The sequence below is a fragment of the Azospira sp. I09 genome, from assembly GCF_009177135.1.
Classification (GTDB): Bacteria; Pseudomonadota; Gammaproteobacteria; order Burkholderiales; family Rhodocyclaceae; genus Azospira; species Azospira oryzae.
Window position 1 is genome coordinate 167,261 of the sequence record NZ_AP021845.1, and the last position, 16,015, is coordinate 183,275.

26 protein-coding genes are annotated in these 16,015 nt (G+C 59.4%); 14 read left to right on the forward strand and 12 right to left on the reverse strand.

The annotated features are described in order from the left end of the window. Nucleotides 1-8 precede the first annotated feature (8 nt). Nucleotides 9-521 (forward strand): tetratricopeptide repeat protein, encoded by a 513-nt coding sequence (locus AZSP09_RS18610; RefSeq protein WP_152091113.1) that lies wholly within the window; start codon nucleotides 9-11, stop codon nucleotides 519-521. Nucleotides 522-536: 15 nt separating this feature from the next. Further along, nucleotides 537-707 carry a hypothetical protein gene (locus AZSP09_RS20035; protein WP_172974834.1) on the forward strand — a complete coding sequence of 57 codons (171 nt, stop codon included), beginning with the start codon at nucleotides 537-539 and terminating at the stop codon, nucleotides 705-707. Here AZSP09_RS20035 and AZSP09_RS18615 read toward each other — a convergent pair. Further along, nucleotides 700-1,335 carry a hypothetical protein gene (locus AZSP09_RS18615; protein ID WP_152091114.1) on the reverse strand — a complete coding sequence of 212 codons (636 nt, stop codon included), beginning with the start codon at nucleotides 1,333-1,335 and terminating at the stop codon, nucleotides 700-702. The genes AZSP09_RS20035 and AZSP09_RS18615 overlap by 8 nt on opposite strands. Before the next feature lie 202 nt (nucleotides 1,336-1,537). On the opposite strand from AZSP09_RS18615, the gene AZSP09_RS18620 reads away from it, so the two are divergent. From AZSP09_RS18620 to AZSP09_RS18645, 6 genes are all read left to right on the forward strand, one after another. Continuing rightward, nucleotides 1,538-2,152: a hypothetical protein gene (locus AZSP09_RS18620; RefSeq protein WP_152091115.1), complete on the forward strand. Its 615-nt coding sequence runs from the start codon at nucleotides 1,538-1,540 to the stop codon at nucleotides 2,150-2,152. Between the two features lies 1 nt (nucleotide 2,153). Continuing rightward, nucleotides 2,154-2,507, forward strand: coding sequence for a hypothetical protein (locus AZSP09_RS18625; RefSeq protein WP_152091116.1), 354 nt, complete (start codon nucleotides 2,154-2,156; stop codon nucleotides 2,505-2,507). Further along, a complete protein-coding gene (locus tag AZSP09_RS18630) occupies nucleotides 2,504-3,586 on the forward strand; it encodes a DUF4942 domain-containing protein (protein WP_152091117.1) in 1,083 nt (360 codons plus the stop codon). The genes AZSP09_RS18625 and AZSP09_RS18630 overlap by 4 nt, the downstream gene beginning before the upstream one ends. A 68-nt stretch (nucleotides 3,587-3,654) precedes the next feature. Continuing rightward, nucleotides 3,655-3,885: a helix-turn-helix domain-containing protein gene (locus AZSP09_RS18635; RefSeq protein WP_152091118.1), complete on the forward strand. Its 231-nt coding sequence runs from the start codon at nucleotides 3,655-3,657 to the stop codon at nucleotides 3,883-3,885. A gap of 83 nt (nucleotides 3,886-3,968) precedes the next feature. Next, the gene (locus AZSP09_RS18640; RefSeq protein WP_152091119.1) at nucleotides 3,969-4,421 is read left to right on the forward strand and encodes a hypothetical protein; all 453 of its coding nucleotides are present in this window, start codon (nucleotides 3,969-3,971) and stop codon (nucleotides 4,419-4,421) included. 70 nt (nucleotides 4,422-4,491) lie between these two features. Next, nucleotides 4,492-8,358, forward strand: a complete 3,867-nt coding sequence (locus AZSP09_RS18645) for an RHS repeat-associated core domain-containing protein (protein ID WP_172974835.1) — start codon at nucleotides 4,492-4,494, stop codon at nucleotides 8,356-8,358. Between the two features lie 223 nt (nucleotides 8,359-8,581). Here AZSP09_RS18645 and AZSP09_RS18655 read toward each other — a convergent pair whose 3' ends face one another. The 11 genes from AZSP09_RS18655 to AZSP09_RS18700 all read right to left on the reverse strand — a co-directional run bounded on the left by AZSP09_RS18655 (nucleotide 8,582) and on the right by AZSP09_RS18700 (nucleotide 11,827). Then, nucleotides 8,582-8,800 (reverse strand): hypothetical protein, encoded by a 219-nt coding sequence (locus tag AZSP09_RS18655; RefSeq protein WP_152091122.1) that lies wholly within the window; start codon nucleotides 8,798-8,800, stop codon nucleotides 8,582-8,584. Further along, entirely contained in the window at nucleotides 8,797-9,045 is a 249-nt protein-coding gene (locus tag AZSP09_RS18660) for a hypothetical protein (protein ID WP_152091123.1), read from the reverse strand. The genes AZSP09_RS18655 and AZSP09_RS18660 overlap by 4 nt, the downstream gene beginning before the upstream one ends. Then, nucleotides 9,042-9,512 (reverse strand): hypothetical protein, encoded by a 471-nt coding sequence (locus AZSP09_RS18665; RefSeq protein WP_152091124.1) that lies wholly within the window; start codon nucleotides 9,510-9,512, stop codon nucleotides 9,042-9,044. The genes AZSP09_RS18660 and AZSP09_RS18665 overlap by 4 nt, the downstream gene beginning before the upstream one ends. Nucleotides 9,513-9,522: 10 nt before the next feature. Beyond that, the gene (locus tag AZSP09_RS20040) at nucleotides 9,523-9,696 is read right to left on the reverse strand and encodes a hypothetical protein (protein WP_172974836.1); all 174 of its coding nucleotides are present in this window, start codon (nucleotides 9,694-9,696) and stop codon (nucleotides 9,523-9,525) included. A gap of 5 nt (nucleotides 9,697-9,701) precedes the next feature. Beyond that, the gene (locus tag AZSP09_RS18670) at nucleotides 9,702-9,908 is read right to left on the reverse strand and encodes a hypothetical protein (protein WP_152091125.1); all 207 of its coding nucleotides are present in this window, start codon (nucleotides 9,906-9,908) and stop codon (nucleotides 9,702-9,704) included. A 1-nt stretch (nucleotide 9,909) separates the two neighbouring features. Further along, on the reverse strand, nucleotides 9,910-10,479 hold the full coding sequence (locus AZSP09_RS18675) for a hypothetical protein (protein ID WP_152091126.1): 570 nt from the start codon (nucleotides 10,477-10,479) through the stop codon (nucleotides 9,910-9,912). A 13-nt stretch (nucleotides 10,480-10,492) separates the two neighbouring features. Further along, the gene (locus tag AZSP09_RS18680) at nucleotides 10,493-10,696 is read right to left on the reverse strand and encodes a hypothetical protein (RefSeq protein WP_152091127.1); all 204 of its coding nucleotides are present in this window, start codon (nucleotides 10,694-10,696) and stop codon (nucleotides 10,493-10,495) included. 11 nt (nucleotides 10,697-10,707) lie between these two features. Then, nucleotides 10,708-10,914, reverse strand: coding sequence for a hypothetical protein (locus AZSP09_RS18685; RefSeq protein WP_152091128.1), 207 nt, complete (start codon nucleotides 10,912-10,914; stop codon nucleotides 10,708-10,710). Beyond that, nucleotides 10,904-11,176, reverse strand: coding sequence for a hypothetical protein (locus AZSP09_RS18690; protein ID WP_152091129.1), 273 nt, complete (start codon nucleotides 11,174-11,176; stop codon nucleotides 10,904-10,906). Before AZSP09_RS18690 ends, AZSP09_RS18685 begins: the two co-directional genes overlap by 11 nt. Further along, on the reverse strand, nucleotides 11,173-11,373 hold the full coding sequence (locus AZSP09_RS18695) for a hypothetical protein (RefSeq protein WP_152091130.1): 201 nt from the start codon (nucleotides 11,371-11,373) through the stop codon (nucleotides 11,173-11,175). Before AZSP09_RS18695 ends, AZSP09_RS18690 begins: the two co-directional genes overlap by 4 nt. A gap of 130 nt (nucleotides 11,374-11,503) precedes the next feature. After that, nucleotides 11,504-11,827, reverse strand: a complete 324-nt coding sequence (locus AZSP09_RS18700) for a hypothetical protein (protein ID WP_152091131.1) — start codon at nucleotides 11,825-11,827, stop codon at nucleotides 11,504-11,506. A gap of 139 nt (nucleotides 11,828-11,966) precedes the next feature. Here AZSP09_RS18700 and AZSP09_RS18705 point away from each other — a divergent pair, with 139 nt between their 5' ends. The 6 genes from AZSP09_RS18705 to AZSP09_RS18730 all read left to right on the forward strand — a co-directional run bounded on the left by AZSP09_RS18705 (nucleotide 11,967) and on the right by AZSP09_RS18730 (nucleotide 15,959). Continuing rightward, nucleotides 11,967-12,272, forward strand: coding sequence for a type II toxin-antitoxin system HigB family toxin (locus AZSP09_RS18705; RefSeq protein ID WP_152091132.1), 306 nt, complete (start codon nucleotides 11,967-11,969; stop codon nucleotides 12,270-12,272). 1 nt (nucleotide 12,273) lies between these two features. Beyond that, the gene (locus AZSP09_RS18710; RefSeq protein ID WP_152091133.1) at nucleotides 12,274-12,654 is read left to right on the forward strand and encodes a helix-turn-helix domain-containing protein; all 381 of its coding nucleotides are present in this window, start codon (nucleotides 12,274-12,276) and stop codon (nucleotides 12,652-12,654) included. Between the two features lie 16 nt (nucleotides 12,655-12,670). After that, on the forward strand, nucleotides 12,671-14,041 hold the full coding sequence (locus tag AZSP09_RS18715) for an ISL3 family transposase (RefSeq protein WP_152091134.1): 1,371 nt from the start codon (nucleotides 12,671-12,673) through the stop codon (nucleotides 14,039-14,041). Nucleotides 14,042-14,466: 425 nt separating this feature from the next. Then, nucleotides 14,467-14,802, forward strand: coding sequence for a hypothetical protein (locus tag AZSP09_RS18720; RefSeq protein ID WP_152091135.1), 336 nt, complete (start codon nucleotides 14,467-14,469; stop codon nucleotides 14,800-14,802). A gap of 129 nt (nucleotides 14,803-14,931) precedes the next feature. Beyond that, nucleotides 14,932-15,276, forward strand: a complete 345-nt coding sequence (locus AZSP09_RS18725; protein WP_152091136.1) for a hypothetical protein — start codon at nucleotides 14,932-14,934, stop codon at nucleotides 15,274-15,276. Between the two features lie 92 nt (nucleotides 15,277-15,368). Beyond that, complete coding sequence (locus AZSP09_RS18730) at nucleotides 15,369-15,959, forward strand: hypothetical protein (RefSeq protein ID WP_152091137.1); 591 nt, start codon at nucleotides 15,369-15,371, stop codon at nucleotides 15,957-15,959. The last annotated feature ends 56 nt before the right edge of the window (nucleotides 15,960-16,015 follow it).

Below are 16,015 nucleotides of genomic sequence, written 5' to 3' on the forward strand. Positions count from 1 at the left end.
AAAGGATTATGAACATTCTGGATAGCTTCTTCGGCGCTGATGCGTTCCGCGAGGACGCTGCTCCGGCTCCCTACGTCGCGCCCCTGGAACGGCGTGACTATGCCGCTGCCGTGCCGCTGCTGAAGGTCGCCATGAACAAGGAAGACGCCCGCGCAATGGGTCTGTTCGCCGCCCTGTCCGCCCTCGGTCGTGGTGTCGATAAGAACCCGGAAGATGCCTGCGCCTGGTTTCGCCAGGCGGCCAACCGGGATCACGTCCCGTCTCAGGCAGCGCTGGGCATGTGCCTGGCCGGTGGTCTTGGCGCCCCGGTGGACCGCAAGGAAGCCGCTTACTGGCTGTACCGCGCCGGTAAGGCGGGCAGTATGCAGGCCATCGAAGTGCTGGGCGCGCTCGCCTACAAGGACAATTCGATCGTCGGTGAGCACTTCACCGAGGACGAGCTTTGCAAACTGGTGATGCAGCTGCGCAAGCTGGCGACGCGGAATCCCACCGCTCCGGCGGTTTCGGCGCAGTTACACTGAGCGGAGGTGGCGAAAATGGTTGCTGCAAACACTGCTGAAGTTGTTCAACTGACCATCGGCGCCGTGCTTGGTGTCGCGGTTTCCTTCAATCTCGACCGGTTCCGTCTGACCGGGTGGAAGGCGGCCGGCATCACCGCGGCCTTCCTCTTCACCTTCCTGGTCCTCTCGGATCTGCTGATCAACTAGCGCGGGACGCTTCTTCCAGGTCCTTGTCACCCTGGCAGTGGCAGTCCCCGCTTTTCCCATCCATCCCGAAACGGCAGCGTCCAAGGCGGACGCATTTCTGGCTACAGAAGACCATGGACGACCGACAGTCCAGGAGCCAGTAGAACACGATCATCACGAACGGCGGACCAATCAGCAACGCATCCTTCATGCACGCGCCGCCCAATTGCCAGACCTTGCCGGAAGCCGCTGGCGTTATCAGGGCGATCCCGATATCCGATAGCAGCAGCGTCAACGTGGCCACCAGGCCAAAGCGTGGCCACGGCCAATTCGACAGCGGTTTTTTCCCGGTCAGCCGCCACACGGCATAACCAGCCAGGAAGATCATGAAGGGCGCGAGGAGCGCATAGCCCGGCAGTCCTGCGGCACCGTCGGTGACCACCCCTGTTTTCAGCAGAGCGAGCTGCCCAGCGACGAGCCCGGCAACGATCAGCGGATCCACCCACCCGAGTGTCCGCCTCCGAATGCACAGCACCAGGCAGACGAGCAGGTAGATGGGCACGGCCAGCACCGACGGGATCGAGCGCGTGGTGATGGCCAGGTCGCCATGCAGGAACAGGATGAGGGGAGGAGCTTCGCAAAAAACCATCCGGCCATTATGCAACAGCTCTGTCGGCGCGGTCGCCAGCTGCCGAATGGAATTTAAGTGGCGTGTCCTGAACGGACATGGACGTCGATTTCCGTGGATTCTGCCGGGTTCTCGGTTCCGTAGAATTTCCAGAAATGGCTATGCCCCCTGCGTAGGATTGGCTGCAGTTCTCAACTGCACCGACCCGACGAAGGAGATTCCCATGGTCATTTGGCCGCAAAAAATCAGCCCCGATGATGAAGGATGGCAACAGGCCTGCGCCCTCATGCAGGTCCTCGCCCTTGATCCACGTCGCACCGTTACCCGAACGACTCGCCATCTTGGACGCTACTTCGAGTCGGCCGATGACATCCTCGAGCGCCCCAACATCTGGGTTGATCGCCGCCAGGTCCCCGCCCCCTACTTCAGTTACTGCCTGCGCTTCAATGTCTCGGCTTCGGTACTTGGGTCGATCCCCATCGACGACGTGGCCCAGATCACGGAGTTCAAACGGGTGGTGAATGCCGCGCTACGCGGCGAGTTGACCGCCGCAGAACGGAAGAGCTGGGAAGCCAATGATCAGCGCCTGGACGTGCTTCGGAAGGCCGATTCGCGGGATAGCTCATCCCAGAACGGCGCTCCCGACGCCGCTGCGCATGCATTCCAAGCTGTGGCAGCCGATGAATCCGCCAAGGCGTCGCGCCACTACACCGCCGTCCGGAACGAGATCGAGGCGCCGAGGCGCTTTGACGGCATTCCTCGTTCCAGTCTGTCCCGTCATGAAGAGGTGCTGGCGGGCCTCGTCCAGCTTGGCACAACCTACCTGCAGGCGGCCTGAGATGATCGAAGCAACGCACCACGCCAAGGCAGTTTGCAAACCCTCTCTTGGCGCCACTGCACTGGAGGCATGGCGCGCCTGGCGCGCTCTCGGCTGGCAAGGCCTGCCGTGCTACGGAAACGCCCTGGGCATTGGGGAATTTACCTGGATGTCCGGCGACCAGCTGCACAAGGTCCTGAATGTCTTTCTGACCCGGCTCGCCACCCAGTCGGAGGTGGACGAGGTGTGGGATTGCATGCTGACGGGCGCGCTCCGCGTCTACACGCGCCGGAATGGGGTCGGCGTGAGTCATGCGCCAGTGACCATCCTGCATGAGATGACGGGCAATCCATTACCATCGGGGCTGTCGGAATGAGCGGGGAAACCGAGGTCCTGGCCCTCCTCGACGGGGAGCATGCTGCGCTCACCCTCTACACGCCGCTCGACGCCCTCTTCGCCGAATACCGGAAGCTGCGCGCTGACATCGAGCAAATTGCCTCCTACGTCGCCGGCGCATCGGATGTCATGTGCTACTTCCTGACCGGCGCCCAGAAGGAACGCAGCATCGGCAACTACACGGCAACGACCCTTTTCGCCGCCGGCCCCGCCATCCGCTCTCTGGACGCGGCCTTCTGGTCGCGAGCGATGAAGCTCACTGATGTCCTGGACCTGATGCCGGCTGAAGCCCGCAACGAATGGTCCCGCCAGATCCGCGCTCACGAAACGCCACCGTTCGAGCCGGACAGCGTGCGCGCCACCCTTCAGACCATGATCGCCAACCGCGCCCAGTTCTTTGCGGACCGGGTGGAAGGACTGTTCTTCAACCTCAGCGACCACCATGCCACGAACAGCCCCGAAGGCTTCTACAAGCGGATGATCATCTCAAGGATGCGGACCTACTTCGGCTCCTTCTGTCACGAGCGCTGCAACTTCGTCCATGACCTGCGATGCGTGATCGCCAAGTTCTTCGGCCGCGGCGAGCCGCCGGCAATTATCACCACCCGGGTGCTGGAGACCATCCACCAGGCTGGCGAATTTGGCGTCTGGCACGAGCTCGATGGCGGCGCAATCAGGGTGAGACTCTACAAGATTGGCACCTGCCATCTCGAAGTTCATCCGGACATCGCCTACCGCTTGAACATGGTCCTGGCCTGGCGCAATCCGGCCGCCATTCCTGCTCGGTTCCGCAAGGTCCCAGCCAAAGAGAAGGTCGATCGTCCCCTGCATCACGGACTCATCCCCTTCGACATCATTTCCGGCATTGGCGAAGGGCTGTTCTCTCCGGACGGACGCCGGGTCTTCTTCCCCTCGCCCGTGTCCGTAAGGGTCGCGGAATTTATGCGGCGCCACGGCGGACGGCAGGACGAGAGTAGTTGGCAGTTCGACTACGACTTTGGGACCGCCCTCCATGAAGCAGAGCGGACGGGCCGGATACCCGAGGTCGCCTCCACTTAATCCAGAAACACTTATTACCGGTTGGCATACTCGTTTCACCTAATCACTAACGACAGAAAGGTCGGGAAATGGCAAAACAAGCGAAAATCGATCTCAGCAACCCCGTCGAGCTGCGCAAGAAGGCCGGCGAGAACCAGGCAACCTACTGGCGCAAGTTCGGCGTCACGCAGAGCGGCGGTAGCCGTTACGAACAGGGCCGCAACATCCCCTCGCCGACGAAGCTCCTGATGGCGCTCCACGCCAGCGGCAAGGTGAGCGACGACGATCTGGCACACGCACGCGCTGTCGCCGGCCTGTGATCGCCGCAGGGCCTGCCATCAGCCGATGGTGGGCCCGCTTCACATCCATGATCACGTCCACCAACTCTCCCCGGCAGGTCGTCATGAGCCTGGTCGATTTTGACCGCCGTGCCCATCGACTTGCGTACCCATGGGTTTGCACCGATGGCGGCCGCGCCTCGAGTTCCCGCCCCCGGCAGCTCAATGACTGCACGGTGAGGGCCTTGGCCATCGCTGGCAGTCTTTCCTATGACGACGCCTACGACCTCCTGAAGGAGGCCGGCCGCAAGTGCAGCCGAGGCTTCCAGTTCTCGGCTTGGCTAAATCGCCAGGGATGGGCCGCGCGGATCAGCTTCCCTGCCGTCAAAGGGCAGCGGCGCATGAACCCCGCAACGTTCGTCAGGCAGTTCCCCAAGGGCCGCTTCATCTGCCAAGTAGCAAAACACGTGTTCGCGATCGTTGATGGTGTGTTGCTGGATTCCTTCGAGAACCGGCCTGACCGCTGCATCTACGCTGCCTGGGAAATCACCGGGTCCGTTCCAACCAACCTCTCGTAAAGTCATGCTTATCAGATACCTCATTCCGATATTGATGTGGTGCATGGCGTCCGTGGCGGACGCCAATACCATGTCCTACTACCCCGACCAGGCATCCGCCTTTGCGGCTTGTCAGGCGGAAGGCTCCGTTCCCGGGCAGGCCTGCTCGCCCGGTGGCTATGCCTTAACCCGCTGGTGCGGCACTTATTCCGGCTGCAATGGTGGGTGTGCCGTCATCATCCAGACCTCGCAAGCCCCCTATCCGGGTGGGCAGTGCCCCTACTCGGTTCAGACCGAATATCACTCCTACTCTTACCCGTCCGTGCCGTGCCCGGCGGGCTATTCCTTCACCGGCCCGCTGGGGAACGACTGCATCAGCCCGGGGAAAACTCAGGCCGTGGCGTCGAGCCAACCTCAGCTTGGCGGTGGATCGTCGCATGCCGCTTCATCCTGCCCTGCTGGCAAGACAGGGGCCTCACGGACGGCCGTCGTCGGTGATACCAGCCTGGTCGGCAACCCTTGCGACGCTTCGACCGGGAACAAGCTCCACGTCGAGACTGATTTCCCTGGTGGGTTTGGAATCCCCTCCTTCCAGCGCTTCTACAACAGCCTGTCCACGCGGGACGATGGCTTGGGGACAGGCTGGTCGTACTCGTTCAACAAGCGGCTTCTCATCGGGGCTGCGCAGATTCAGTATGTCGGTGGCAACGGCAGCGTCATCATCTTCACGAAATCCGGTTCGAGCTGGGTTGCCGGTGCTGACATCCAGGCGAAACTGACAGTTGCCAACGGGTACTACACGATCACCAGCACCGATGGCTCCATCGAGGTGTTCAATCCGAAAGGCTTGCCGGTCACCGACACCAACCCCCGAGGTCTGGTTACCACCTACGTCTTCAGTGGCGACGGCTTCCTTCAAAGCGTCACCGGCTCCTTCGGGCACAAGATCACGCTGACCTGGTACGGCACTGGCCTCACTACGGCCACGTTCCCCGATGGGTCCTGGGTGAAGTTTGTCAGGAATGCGAAATACAACCTGGCCAGCGCCACCCGGGCAGACACCGTTGTGGCGGCCGGCGTCGTCACCCAGTACCTCTACGAGGACACGGCCAATCCCCATTCACTGACCGGAATCGTTGACGAGAACAGCTCGCGGTTTGCCACCTACGCCTATGACAGCACCTCCGGCAAGGCCGTCAGCACTCAGCACGCCGGCGGCAATGGCAAGTTCACCCTGGCCTACAACGGGAATCAGACCGTCATCACGGACGCCATCGGGAACACGCAAACCCTCACCTTCTCGAACAGCCTGGGTATCAACCTGCTGGTCAGCCGCACTGACAGCTCCGACGGAAAGACCCGCAGCCAGACGTTCGATTCAGCCAACAACCTCACCAGCCGAACCGATGAAGAAGGCCGAGTCACGAATTATTCGTGGGATGGCCTACATCGGCTGACCGGCATGACCGAGGCGGCCGGCACCAGTGCAGAGCGGACGACCACCTACAGCTACTCGTCGCCGGATCTCGACCTGCCCACGACGATCACCGAGCCTGATCGAACCACCAGCATCACCTACACGGGCACCCTGCCGACGACCATCACCGTTTCCGCCGGTGGCAGCAGCCGCACCCTCATCCTCACCTACACGGCCAAGGGCCAGGTGGCCACCATCTCGGGCCCGAGAGTCGATCTCAGTGACACCCGAACCCTCGAATACTGGGACTGCACCACCGGGGCACAATGCGGCCAGATCAAGAAGCTGACCAACGCCCTGGGGCACGTCACGACCTTCGACCAGTACGATGGCGCCGGCCGCCTGCTGAAGACGACCAGCCCCAACGGCGTGGCCACCACGTTCGTCTACAACAAGGCAGGCAACGTCACTTCGGCGACCGAGACGCCTCCGGCCGGCGGCGGCAGCGCCCGGACGACCAGCTTCACCTACGACAATGCCCAGCAGCTGAAGACGGCTACCCTACCAGACGGCGTGGTGCTGACCTATGCCTACGATGCGGCCCATCGCTTGACGAGCGTCACGGACAACGCGGGCAACAAGGTCGCCTACGCCTACGACCTCAAGGACAACCGGACCCAGACCGTCGTGAAGGATTCGGCCGGTACGATCCGCCGCCAGGTCGATTACGCCTTCAACGCGCGCAACTTCGTCACCAACGTCAATGCCGGCGGCTCGGCCACGCAGATGGTCCTGGATGCGGTGGGCAACACCACCGGGATCACGGACCCGAACGGGCACGCCAGCAGCTATGCCTATGACCCGCTGAATCGGATCACCAGCGCGGTGGACCGTCTGCAGGGCACAACCAGTTCGAGCTACGATGCCTCGGGCAACCTGGCCAGCCTGACAGTCCCCAACGGCGCCCATTGGGCATTCACGACGGATGGCCTGGGCAACCAGGAGAGCGAAAGCAGTCCCGACCGCGGACAGATCCTGCGGACCTTCGATGCGGCAGGCAATGTGCTGTCCAGCACGGACGCCCGCGGCATCACCGCCAGCTTCTCCTACGACGCTCTCAACCGGCTGACCAGCATCACCTACCCGACGACGGGCGAAGACGTCACCTACGCCTACGACACCTGCTCCAACGGCATCGGCCGCCTTTGCTCTGTCACCGATCCGACGGGTTCGAGGTCCTACGCCTACGACGGCCTTGGCCGTATTGCCTCGGTCACCTGGACGACCGGCAACCAGGTCTTCACGACGGGCTACACCTGGACGCCAGCGGACAAGCTGGCCAGCATCACCTACCCCAGCGGGCGAACCCTGAGCTACACCCGGAACAGCCTGGGCCAGATCTCGTCGATCGCCACCGGCGGGCAGAACATCGTCACCGGCCGCACGTACCGTGCGGACGGGCTGCTCACCGGTCAGACCTATGGCAACGGCCTGGTGGATACCCGCGCCTATGATCTCCAGGGCCGCCTGACTTCCTGGACGACCGGCACCATCGATAGCCGCACCTATGGCTACGACGCCAACGGCAACATCACCTCGATCAACGCCAACACCTACGGGTATGACTGGCTTGATCGGATCACCAACAGCAACTCGGCACTCAACTTCATCTGGGACGCCAACGGGAATCGCCAGGGGGATGGCAGCGGCTGGTACGGCTATTCGGCCAACTCCAACCGCATGGCGAACAACCCGTCCGGTACGGTCACGCTCGATGCCGCCGGCAATACCCTGGCAGCGAGCGGTCTGACCTTCGAGTACAACCAAGCCGGCCGGCTTGCGGCTGCGCGATCGATCGGTACCCTCCTGGGCCAGTATGCCTACAGCTTCGATGGCCACCGGGCCCAGAAGATCGTCCAAGGTGCCTCCACGCTGTTTCACTACGGCGCCGACGACAACCTGCTGGCCGAAACCGATGCCGCTGGCACGACGCTGAAGGAATACGTCTGGGATGACCAGGGACGCCCCCTGGCTCAGATCAGCGCCGGTGTCGTCACGTACCTGCATCCTGACCATCTGGGCAGCCCGCGCATCGGTACCGACAGCGCAAAGAACGTCGTGTGGCAGTGGCAGGACCTGCCGTTCGGTGTCGCGGCTCCCACCGGGTCTGTGACCGTCACCCTGCGCTATCCGGGCCAGTACCACGAGGCTGAGACTGGGCTGTACCAGAACTGGAATCGGACCTACGACAAGGCGTCAGGTCGATATCTGGAGAGCGACCCTATCGGGTTGTCAGGCGGTATCAACTCCTTCGCATATGTAGCCGGGAACCCCTTGTCACGGGTGGACGTAGAAGGGCGCTTTTGGTGGATTCCGCTGTATTACGCTGCAGTTTGGACTCCCCGACTTGTCCCTTTAATTGGTATCACCGCAGAGATATTGGGGGCTTCGGATTTTCCGGTGTACGAAGAGGTTGAGAATCGGCACCCCGACAAATTACCCTTCGGAGTTACTGGTGGACAGAGCCCGTTTCTTGGTTAGTTTCATTGTTGGATGTTGCCCGGTCAGCAACAGGAATAGTTCCCACGTCGGGAGCGGAATGGCGCGATGGTCGGGTTGTCCCGCTTCAACCTCGTAGACCTGCCACGCCCGGTAAGCGGATTTTCCCTGCGCCGGTGACACCAGCGCCGCAGCCTGCGCCTGCGTGAGTCCAGCCGCCTTTCTGGTCGCCCGGACATCCTGTGGTGCTGGCGGGGCAATTCGCTCACTGATCGGCTTCATTCGACCGGAGTGCCAGCTTTACCGGCCCTTTGCATGGTTTGTTATTGCCGTCCGCGCGACGCATGAAGCCACAATCGAGACAGCACTTACCTGCGTGTTTCAGGCCAAGCTTGGCAACCTCCACGAAGCGATGACCATTCTCCAGCAGCAGATCGGCTTCGGATAGTCCGTGTTTCTCCATCTTTTTGTTGTTCTGGCTCATGGACCAATAGGCTCCTTGTTAATGAGCACCATATCCTGCCGCAACAGAAAAACCTCGATTGGATAGGCGTTGTCGCGCTCGGCGGTCATGAAGTGCGCGCCGATGTTGCAGATACGACCCTGCTGGTCGACGCAGATTGTGTTTTCGGATCTGACCTGGTGAAAGCGCCAGATGCGTGAGGCTTTATTGATCCAATCTTGCTTGCTGCGGAATTCAAACAGTTTCTCGCCGGTCTGGATGTTCATGTGGCCGCTTTCCGGGAAGCTAAAATTGCCGCATCACTTGGCAGGGTGCCGCGCAGTAGATGATGTTCCCACAGTCTGTCCTCGGCGGACTGCGGTGGCTGCTTATGCAGTGGCCAGTTTGGGTTGGTCTGCTCGACCATCGTCACGGCCTGGCGAACCGTATCCACCAAAGCCTTGAGCGCCTTCCCGGCATCCTCCGTGGACTCGGCGTAATCGAAGTTGCCCAAAGCTTCGTTGAGTTCCTGCGCAACCTCGGCCAGCGTCTGTTCGAACTTTCCGGTTTCCTCAATCTGTCGGTGCAGCATGGCCGTGGTGACTGGCTTGTCCAACAGGACCATGCCCTCGGTCTTCATCGCCTCCAGCACCGCCGACCAGATATGATCTGCGGCCTCGATGTCGGTAGGCGCCTGAACACGCATGCGGTTCGTGGCAACGGCGTACTTGATGGCTTGCTGAATGGATTCCATACCGGCCTCTTTAGACGCGCTCGATCACGCTGCGTTGTTTCATTGCGCAGAACTGCCGGCGAGCATCTTCTGCGACCTCGACCGCTCGGTTTTCCGAAAGGTTCCGATGAATCCGGTAACTGTGCCCGTTGAGCAGGACGTTGAATTTCCCGGCTGCGCCCTTTTCGATGGTGATGATGTGCATGGCGGCTATTCCTCGTACTTGTCCATGATGGCTTGGTAGGCAACATCCGCGAGGCGCTTGGCCTCGTCGCAGTTCGCCTTGTTCTCGCCGTAGCTGGCGTATTCCAGTGTGCCCGCAATCGGATCGATGGCCAGGATGATGATCTGCGGCTTGTTCCACTTCTTGGCAATGTCGCGGCAGTCGGCGACTTTTGGGGAGGGATTGAAGGCCACGTTACACCACCTCGGCAATTGGTTCGCCCACCAGCCGTTCAGCTTCTTCCTGTGCGATCTGCACAGCGAAAGGCGGCGCCACTGGATCGCTGCCCGAACTGCGCTCGGAATCCTGACGATCGCGCACCGGCAAGCTCAATACCACCCGACCATCATCCAGCGGTCGAGCAACCGAATTAAGGAATACGCGGCTGCCGCGGTAGTAGCCGAATACGCTGCCGTGCACGCCCAGCGCGCGTTCAAGTGACCATTGCCAGATTTCCAGTAGCTCGCCCACTTCCTCCATGTCGAGTGCGGCTTGTTTGCCGCGCAGCGTATTGTTCTTCGGTTTCTGAAGCCACACCCCTTGTTTATGCTCGAATCGCGGAACCGTAAACCCGGTCATCGCAATGGGTTTGTCGCGCCAAGCCAGGGCTTCAACGTGTGCACCGGAACGCAAAATTGCATCGGCACCGTACTTGGCCAAGAGTTCGCGTTTCGCCGCCAGGGCATCCTCTTTAGCAAGCACATGGAGTTGCAATGCACTGGCGCATTGGTCAGCGGGCAGCAGGTAGAACTTCAGGGTAGCCATTTTGATTTCTCCTTCAAAACCGGATTGTTTCTCTTGCCGGGCAATAGCCCTTGCCCATATCTCTGGCTTCCGACTCGGCGGCGATCTTGATCAGCGCAGCAGCAAGAGAGCGAAGCGTATCCGGATAGATTTCCTGTCCGTTACCCAAGGCACTCTCGATCATTACCAGCGGCTTCTTGTGCAGGTCCTGAATCAAGCGGTATTCCAATGCGTTCATGCAATTTCCCCCTAAAACCTGCCTTCATCGATAGCCTGACAGAGCTTGTCGAGGCACACCCCGTAGCAGACCCGCTCACCCTTCTCGTTGGTTCCGAACTTCAGCAGCGATTCGTCCGAAAACAGGCGAGCACGGAACTTGATGAATTCCAGATCCTGCTTCTTGCGGCGCGGTTTGCGTGCAGCATTTTGAAGCTTCGCCTCGGCGTTATCTCGCATCTCCGACCCCTCCATATCCAGTCACATGCCCGTCGTAGTAGCCTTGCTCGATCTTGTGCTGTTCTGCGGGCAGATTGACAACCGCATGCTTTGGAACCAGCACTTCCTCGCCACAATGGAGGTAGCGACGGCCGGGTAACATCACGCCACCTTGCGTCAGAATCCGGACGCGAACCTTCTTGGGCGTCTCGCCAATCACCTCGACAGCGTAGTAGCGGCGTCCCGCCCACGTATCGAGTACGATGGCTCGCTGATCAATCACGAACGCTCCTCGATGAACGCCCACGCCTGCCCAATCGTGCGGATTTCCTTGAGCCGCCAGCCGGTCACAACCAGTTCGGATGAGCCAGTTACTGCACTATGGATCGGATCATGGACATTCACCACGCCTCCGATCCGCTCGGTCTTATAACCAGAGGAGTGCAGATGGTCTTCGATGGCACAATTTTCCAAGCTCATGATCAGAACCCCGGATAGCCCATCAAGGCATTGCGGACGGCATATGCTTCGCAGCCCCAGAGGCTGTTACGCTCGACCTCATCCCAGAGCATTGCCAAAAATGCGTCAGAAAGCCCCATTTTGATTGTCCTCACAGGTTGATTTTGTCCAGCACGGACGCCAGATCGAGATCAGCATCGCGCTCATCTCGCCACGTAATTTCTGCCTTGACGGTGCGCTCATTGCGCCAGCCGGACAGCATCGAGCAATAGGCGGTGAGTCCGTCGAATTCCGCCGGATCGGCGTTGTAAGCGGATTGAAGCAGCGCCATGAGCTTGCGGAAGCGCAGCGCATCCGCTTCGAGTCCGCGAATCAGATTAACGGCATCCTCCGCAACTTGTGGGATGGCAGATTCAACAGCGTGCTCCTCGGAATCCAGAAGTCGATCGCAAATAACGTCAATGTCGGTTCGCATAATTAGCTCCAGTTGATGAGTTAATCATACTCGCGTTGCGAGTATTTTGCAAGACCTTTTCAATGCCGAGCGGTGTTTTCCCTTTGGTTGCCCCTTTGGTTGCTTGCGCTATATCCCACGGCGGGACTATACTTGTCGCATGAGAATCATTGCCGTCAGCTACCTGCGACTTTTCTGGGAATCCAATCCGGACGCCGAGCAACCTTTGAAATCATGGGTAGATGAAGCGAAGAAGGCGAACTGGAGCCAGCCATCGGATATCAAGGCGCAGTACCGAAGCGCCAGCATCCTGAAAAATCGCCGGGTCGTCTTCAACATCAAGGGTAATGACTATCGCCTGGTGGTCTCGGTGGCCTATCGCTTCCAGGCCATCTACGTGAAATTCATCGGCACGCACGCCGAGTACGATCTGATTGACGCCGAAACCGTCGAAATGGAGCCCTGACATGGAAATCCGCCCAATTCATACCGACGCCGACTATCGGGCTGTTCTGCGCGAAGTATCGGCGTATTTCGAAAACGAGCCGGAGCCTGGCACGCCGGAAGGAGACCGGTTCGAGGTGCTGGTGACGCTGGTCGAAGCCTATGAGGCCAAGCACTTCCCCATCGACCTCCCCGATCCGGTGGAAGCCATCAAGTTCCGCATGGAGCAAGCCGGACTAGCACCGAAGGACTTGGTGCCGGCCATCGGCCGTCTGAACCGCGTCTATGAAATCCTGAATCACAAACGCCCACTGACGCTCAACATGATCTGGCGACTGCACGAGAAGTTCGGAATCCCCGCCGAGAGCCTGATTCGCCCATCCAAGCTGTCTGCCGCTGCTTGATCCGGTAGGCAGCGCCATGCCGGTCAACTTCCTTAATCTGCCCGGCCTGGATGTGGTGGATTTCCGGGAAACCGACACCGAATATCACGTTCGCGCCACGCCCAAGGCGATTTCCCGCCTGTGTCCGTCATGTGGTCCGGCGGGTAAGGTGGTCATTCACCAGCAGAAAACTTTGTTCGTCCGTGACCTGCCAAGCCACGGCCGCGCAGTCGCTATCCATCTCGATGTCCCGCGCCTCAAATGCCATGACTGCGTGCGCACCTTTACCGCCGTCGTACCGGAGGTCGACGCCGACCGGCAGATGACCGAGCGCCTGGTGCGCTGGATCGGGCGGCAATCGCTTGAATACCCGTTCACGGAGATCGCCAAGCAGGTCGGCATTGATGAGAAGACCGTTCGCGCCATCTTTGGGGAGTACGTTGCCGTACTGGAGAAGCAATACCAGCGCGATACACCGGTCATCCTTGGACTGGATGAAATCTACCTATCCCGGCCACGCGGCGTCATCACCAACATCGGCGACCGGTGCCTGGTGGATATGCTGGAAAACCGGTACAAGAAGACCATCGTCGAATTCCTGCGCGGTCTTGAGCATCCGGAGTGGATTCAGGCCGCCAGCACGGACATGTATCGCCCCTACCGCGAGGCCATCCAGGAAGTGCTGCCGCACGTCGTTCATGTGGTCGATAAGTACCACATCATCCGCATGGGCAATGAAGCACTAGAGGCCGTCCGGCGACGAATGAAGGACACGATCAGCGGCAAGCTGAATCTGGCTTTGAAGCGCGAGCGAAAGCTGCTGACGATGCGCCAGCACGAGCTATCCGACGAGCAATGGCTGGCAGTTTCCGGCTGGCTCAACAACTTCCCGCAGCTGAAGGCCGCCTACGAACTGAAGGAACGCTACTTCAGGATTTGGGACTGCGAATCCCCTGACGAGGCGGCGGCGGAGTACCTGCGCTGGCAGGAAGCCATTCCGCCGGAGCTTGCCAAGCCGTTCCGGGCCATCACCACCGCCTGGCGGACATGGCGGAAACAGATTCTGGCCTACTTCGAGCATCCGATCACCAACGCTTTCACCGAGTCGTTCAATGCCAAAATCCGGAAGGTGTACCAGGAGGGGAATGGCTACAGCTTCGAGGTGCTGCGCGCCAAGGTGCTCTTCACCGATGTGTTGCAGCGAAAAGCACGGCGGGTGGAGCAGGTGAAGGTGAAGCGCCGACCGAAGTTTGAGGAACTTGAAGGCCCACGGATGTATTTCAGCCTTGGTCGGATGACGCCCGAGGAACCGCAATACGATGTCCGGAACGTCGTAAAGGAAGTGACGCTCGGAACCGACCTGTCCACCTTACTGGCCGAAATCGACCATTGGCCAACAAGGGACTAAATCAGGGTCTGTACACCAGAAAATCCGAAGCCCCAGATATTGTCAGGAGCTCCAACGCCCGCCTCCGAAGCCGCGTTTGGTGCTGGCAAAGCGCTTAAGACCGTCGCGCAAGAACTTGGTACCATCCAGACATTCCGTAATTTCCGCCAGGCGCAGAATAGCCTTCGGATACCCGGCTTGGAGTTACACCACGTTGTTGAACAGTGCCAAGCTACCAAGAGTGGATTTGCTGTAAGTCGCTTGAACTCAACTGATAATTTTGTATATCTGCCCAAGTCTGCTCACCAACAAATAAGTGCCTACTATTCAACGAATGTCTCTGCTACAAGCGTTCGCTTCAGGAATACCCTGAGTGGTTTATCTTTTGAAGAGCAGCACGAGATTGGCATGAGCGTTATTCGAGGCGTATTGAATGGAGAGTTGAAATGAATACCGCGATGGAAAACATAACCGTCGATTTTGCCCGCAATGCAGAACAATATTGGAGTCACATTGCGAGAGCCGATTCCAAGTCAGCCAATGCCGTTAACCGTGAGAACGAAAAGCTGGTGGCCGCACTTGTTAAGCAAGGCAAAGCCAAATTGGTGCTATCACCCTTATTGCACAACTCTTCATCGAAGGTAAGGCTCGCAGCAGCCGCAGCTTTGATCAAAAGTGATGGCCTTGAAGAAGCACGTACTGTTCTTGTAGAACTAGCTGAAGATCCTGCGGAACTGATAAAACAGTCTGCAAGAGCTGTCCTTAGGTGCTACGCAAAATAGTGATTTCGGTTACGTGATCCGGCCCGCCTCGGCGGGCTTTTAACCCTATGAAACTCCAGCTCGTATTGCAATGGCCTAGCGCTCGCTCGTTGATCTTGACGACATCGTTCAGACAGAGGTTGCTCGATAATGACTGAATCGAATATTCAGGACCAATCACACCAATTTATCCTGGCAGCAGAAGGACAGTGGGTTGACATTGAGGCAGGCGACCCATCTTCAGGAAACAAGAAGGCGAAGCTTGTGGACAAGATCGTCAACCAATGGGGTCGTGCCGGTGTCGCAGCGGAGCGTCTTCAGCAGTTGCTGAACCACGCATCCCCTTCTGTTCGCCTTGCTGCAGCTTCACATCTGATCAATTTTGGTGGAGCTGATCTCGCTACTCCCGTCCTGAAGGAACTTTCCAAATCTCCAGTTGGTTTAATTTCTTCATTTGCCGATACCGTTCTTCGCGTTCGCAAATTGGCAGATTGATGAAAATCGCGCATCGCGGCCCGCTCCGGCGGGCTTTTTTCATATCTGGGACGCGCTGATCTGTAAGCTGACAGCATTCTTCACGAGGTTTTATGATGACTGCTGCCAGCGACGCTGATCTGAATCATCTTTTCGGGATCAAGAAGCCTTTTCTGGCCCCCTTGCATCTCAGCATCCCACTCAATGCCCCACGTCGGCTCACGCCCGACGAAGCCGCCCAGATATGCGAGCGGGACGCCGCAATCAAGCCGACCACCAGGGATAACTGGGAGCTTTCGCCGGTATCGATCAATGGCCTCCTGCACGCGGCACTGTCGAAGATGAGCAATCGTGGTAGCCGCCACGCCGAATCGACCTGGCACCTTCCCACGGCCGGCGTTGGCCAACTCCGGTTGTCGTCGCCTCTGGGCTCCGGTCGCGCGCTGACCAAGGACGAATGCCGGCAACTCCGTTCCATCGATGACCGATTTGCCGGTGCGAATCCGTCATGGACGGTGAAGCCATCGCTCTCGAATCTGCTGCAGGTCGATATCGTCCGGTACAAGAACGTGAACATGTGGACAGTTGGGCAGCTTTCCTTGGCGCCAGCACAGCCTCCACAAACCGCCCCAGCCAGGCCCAAGCCTCGCACCCAACCCCACCTGTCAGCCAGAAGCCAAGCGTTGCTCACGGCCCTATTCTGACCCTTCAGCAGCGCCTCCTGAAACCGCATTCCCATGCCGGTATGATTGCCGCATTG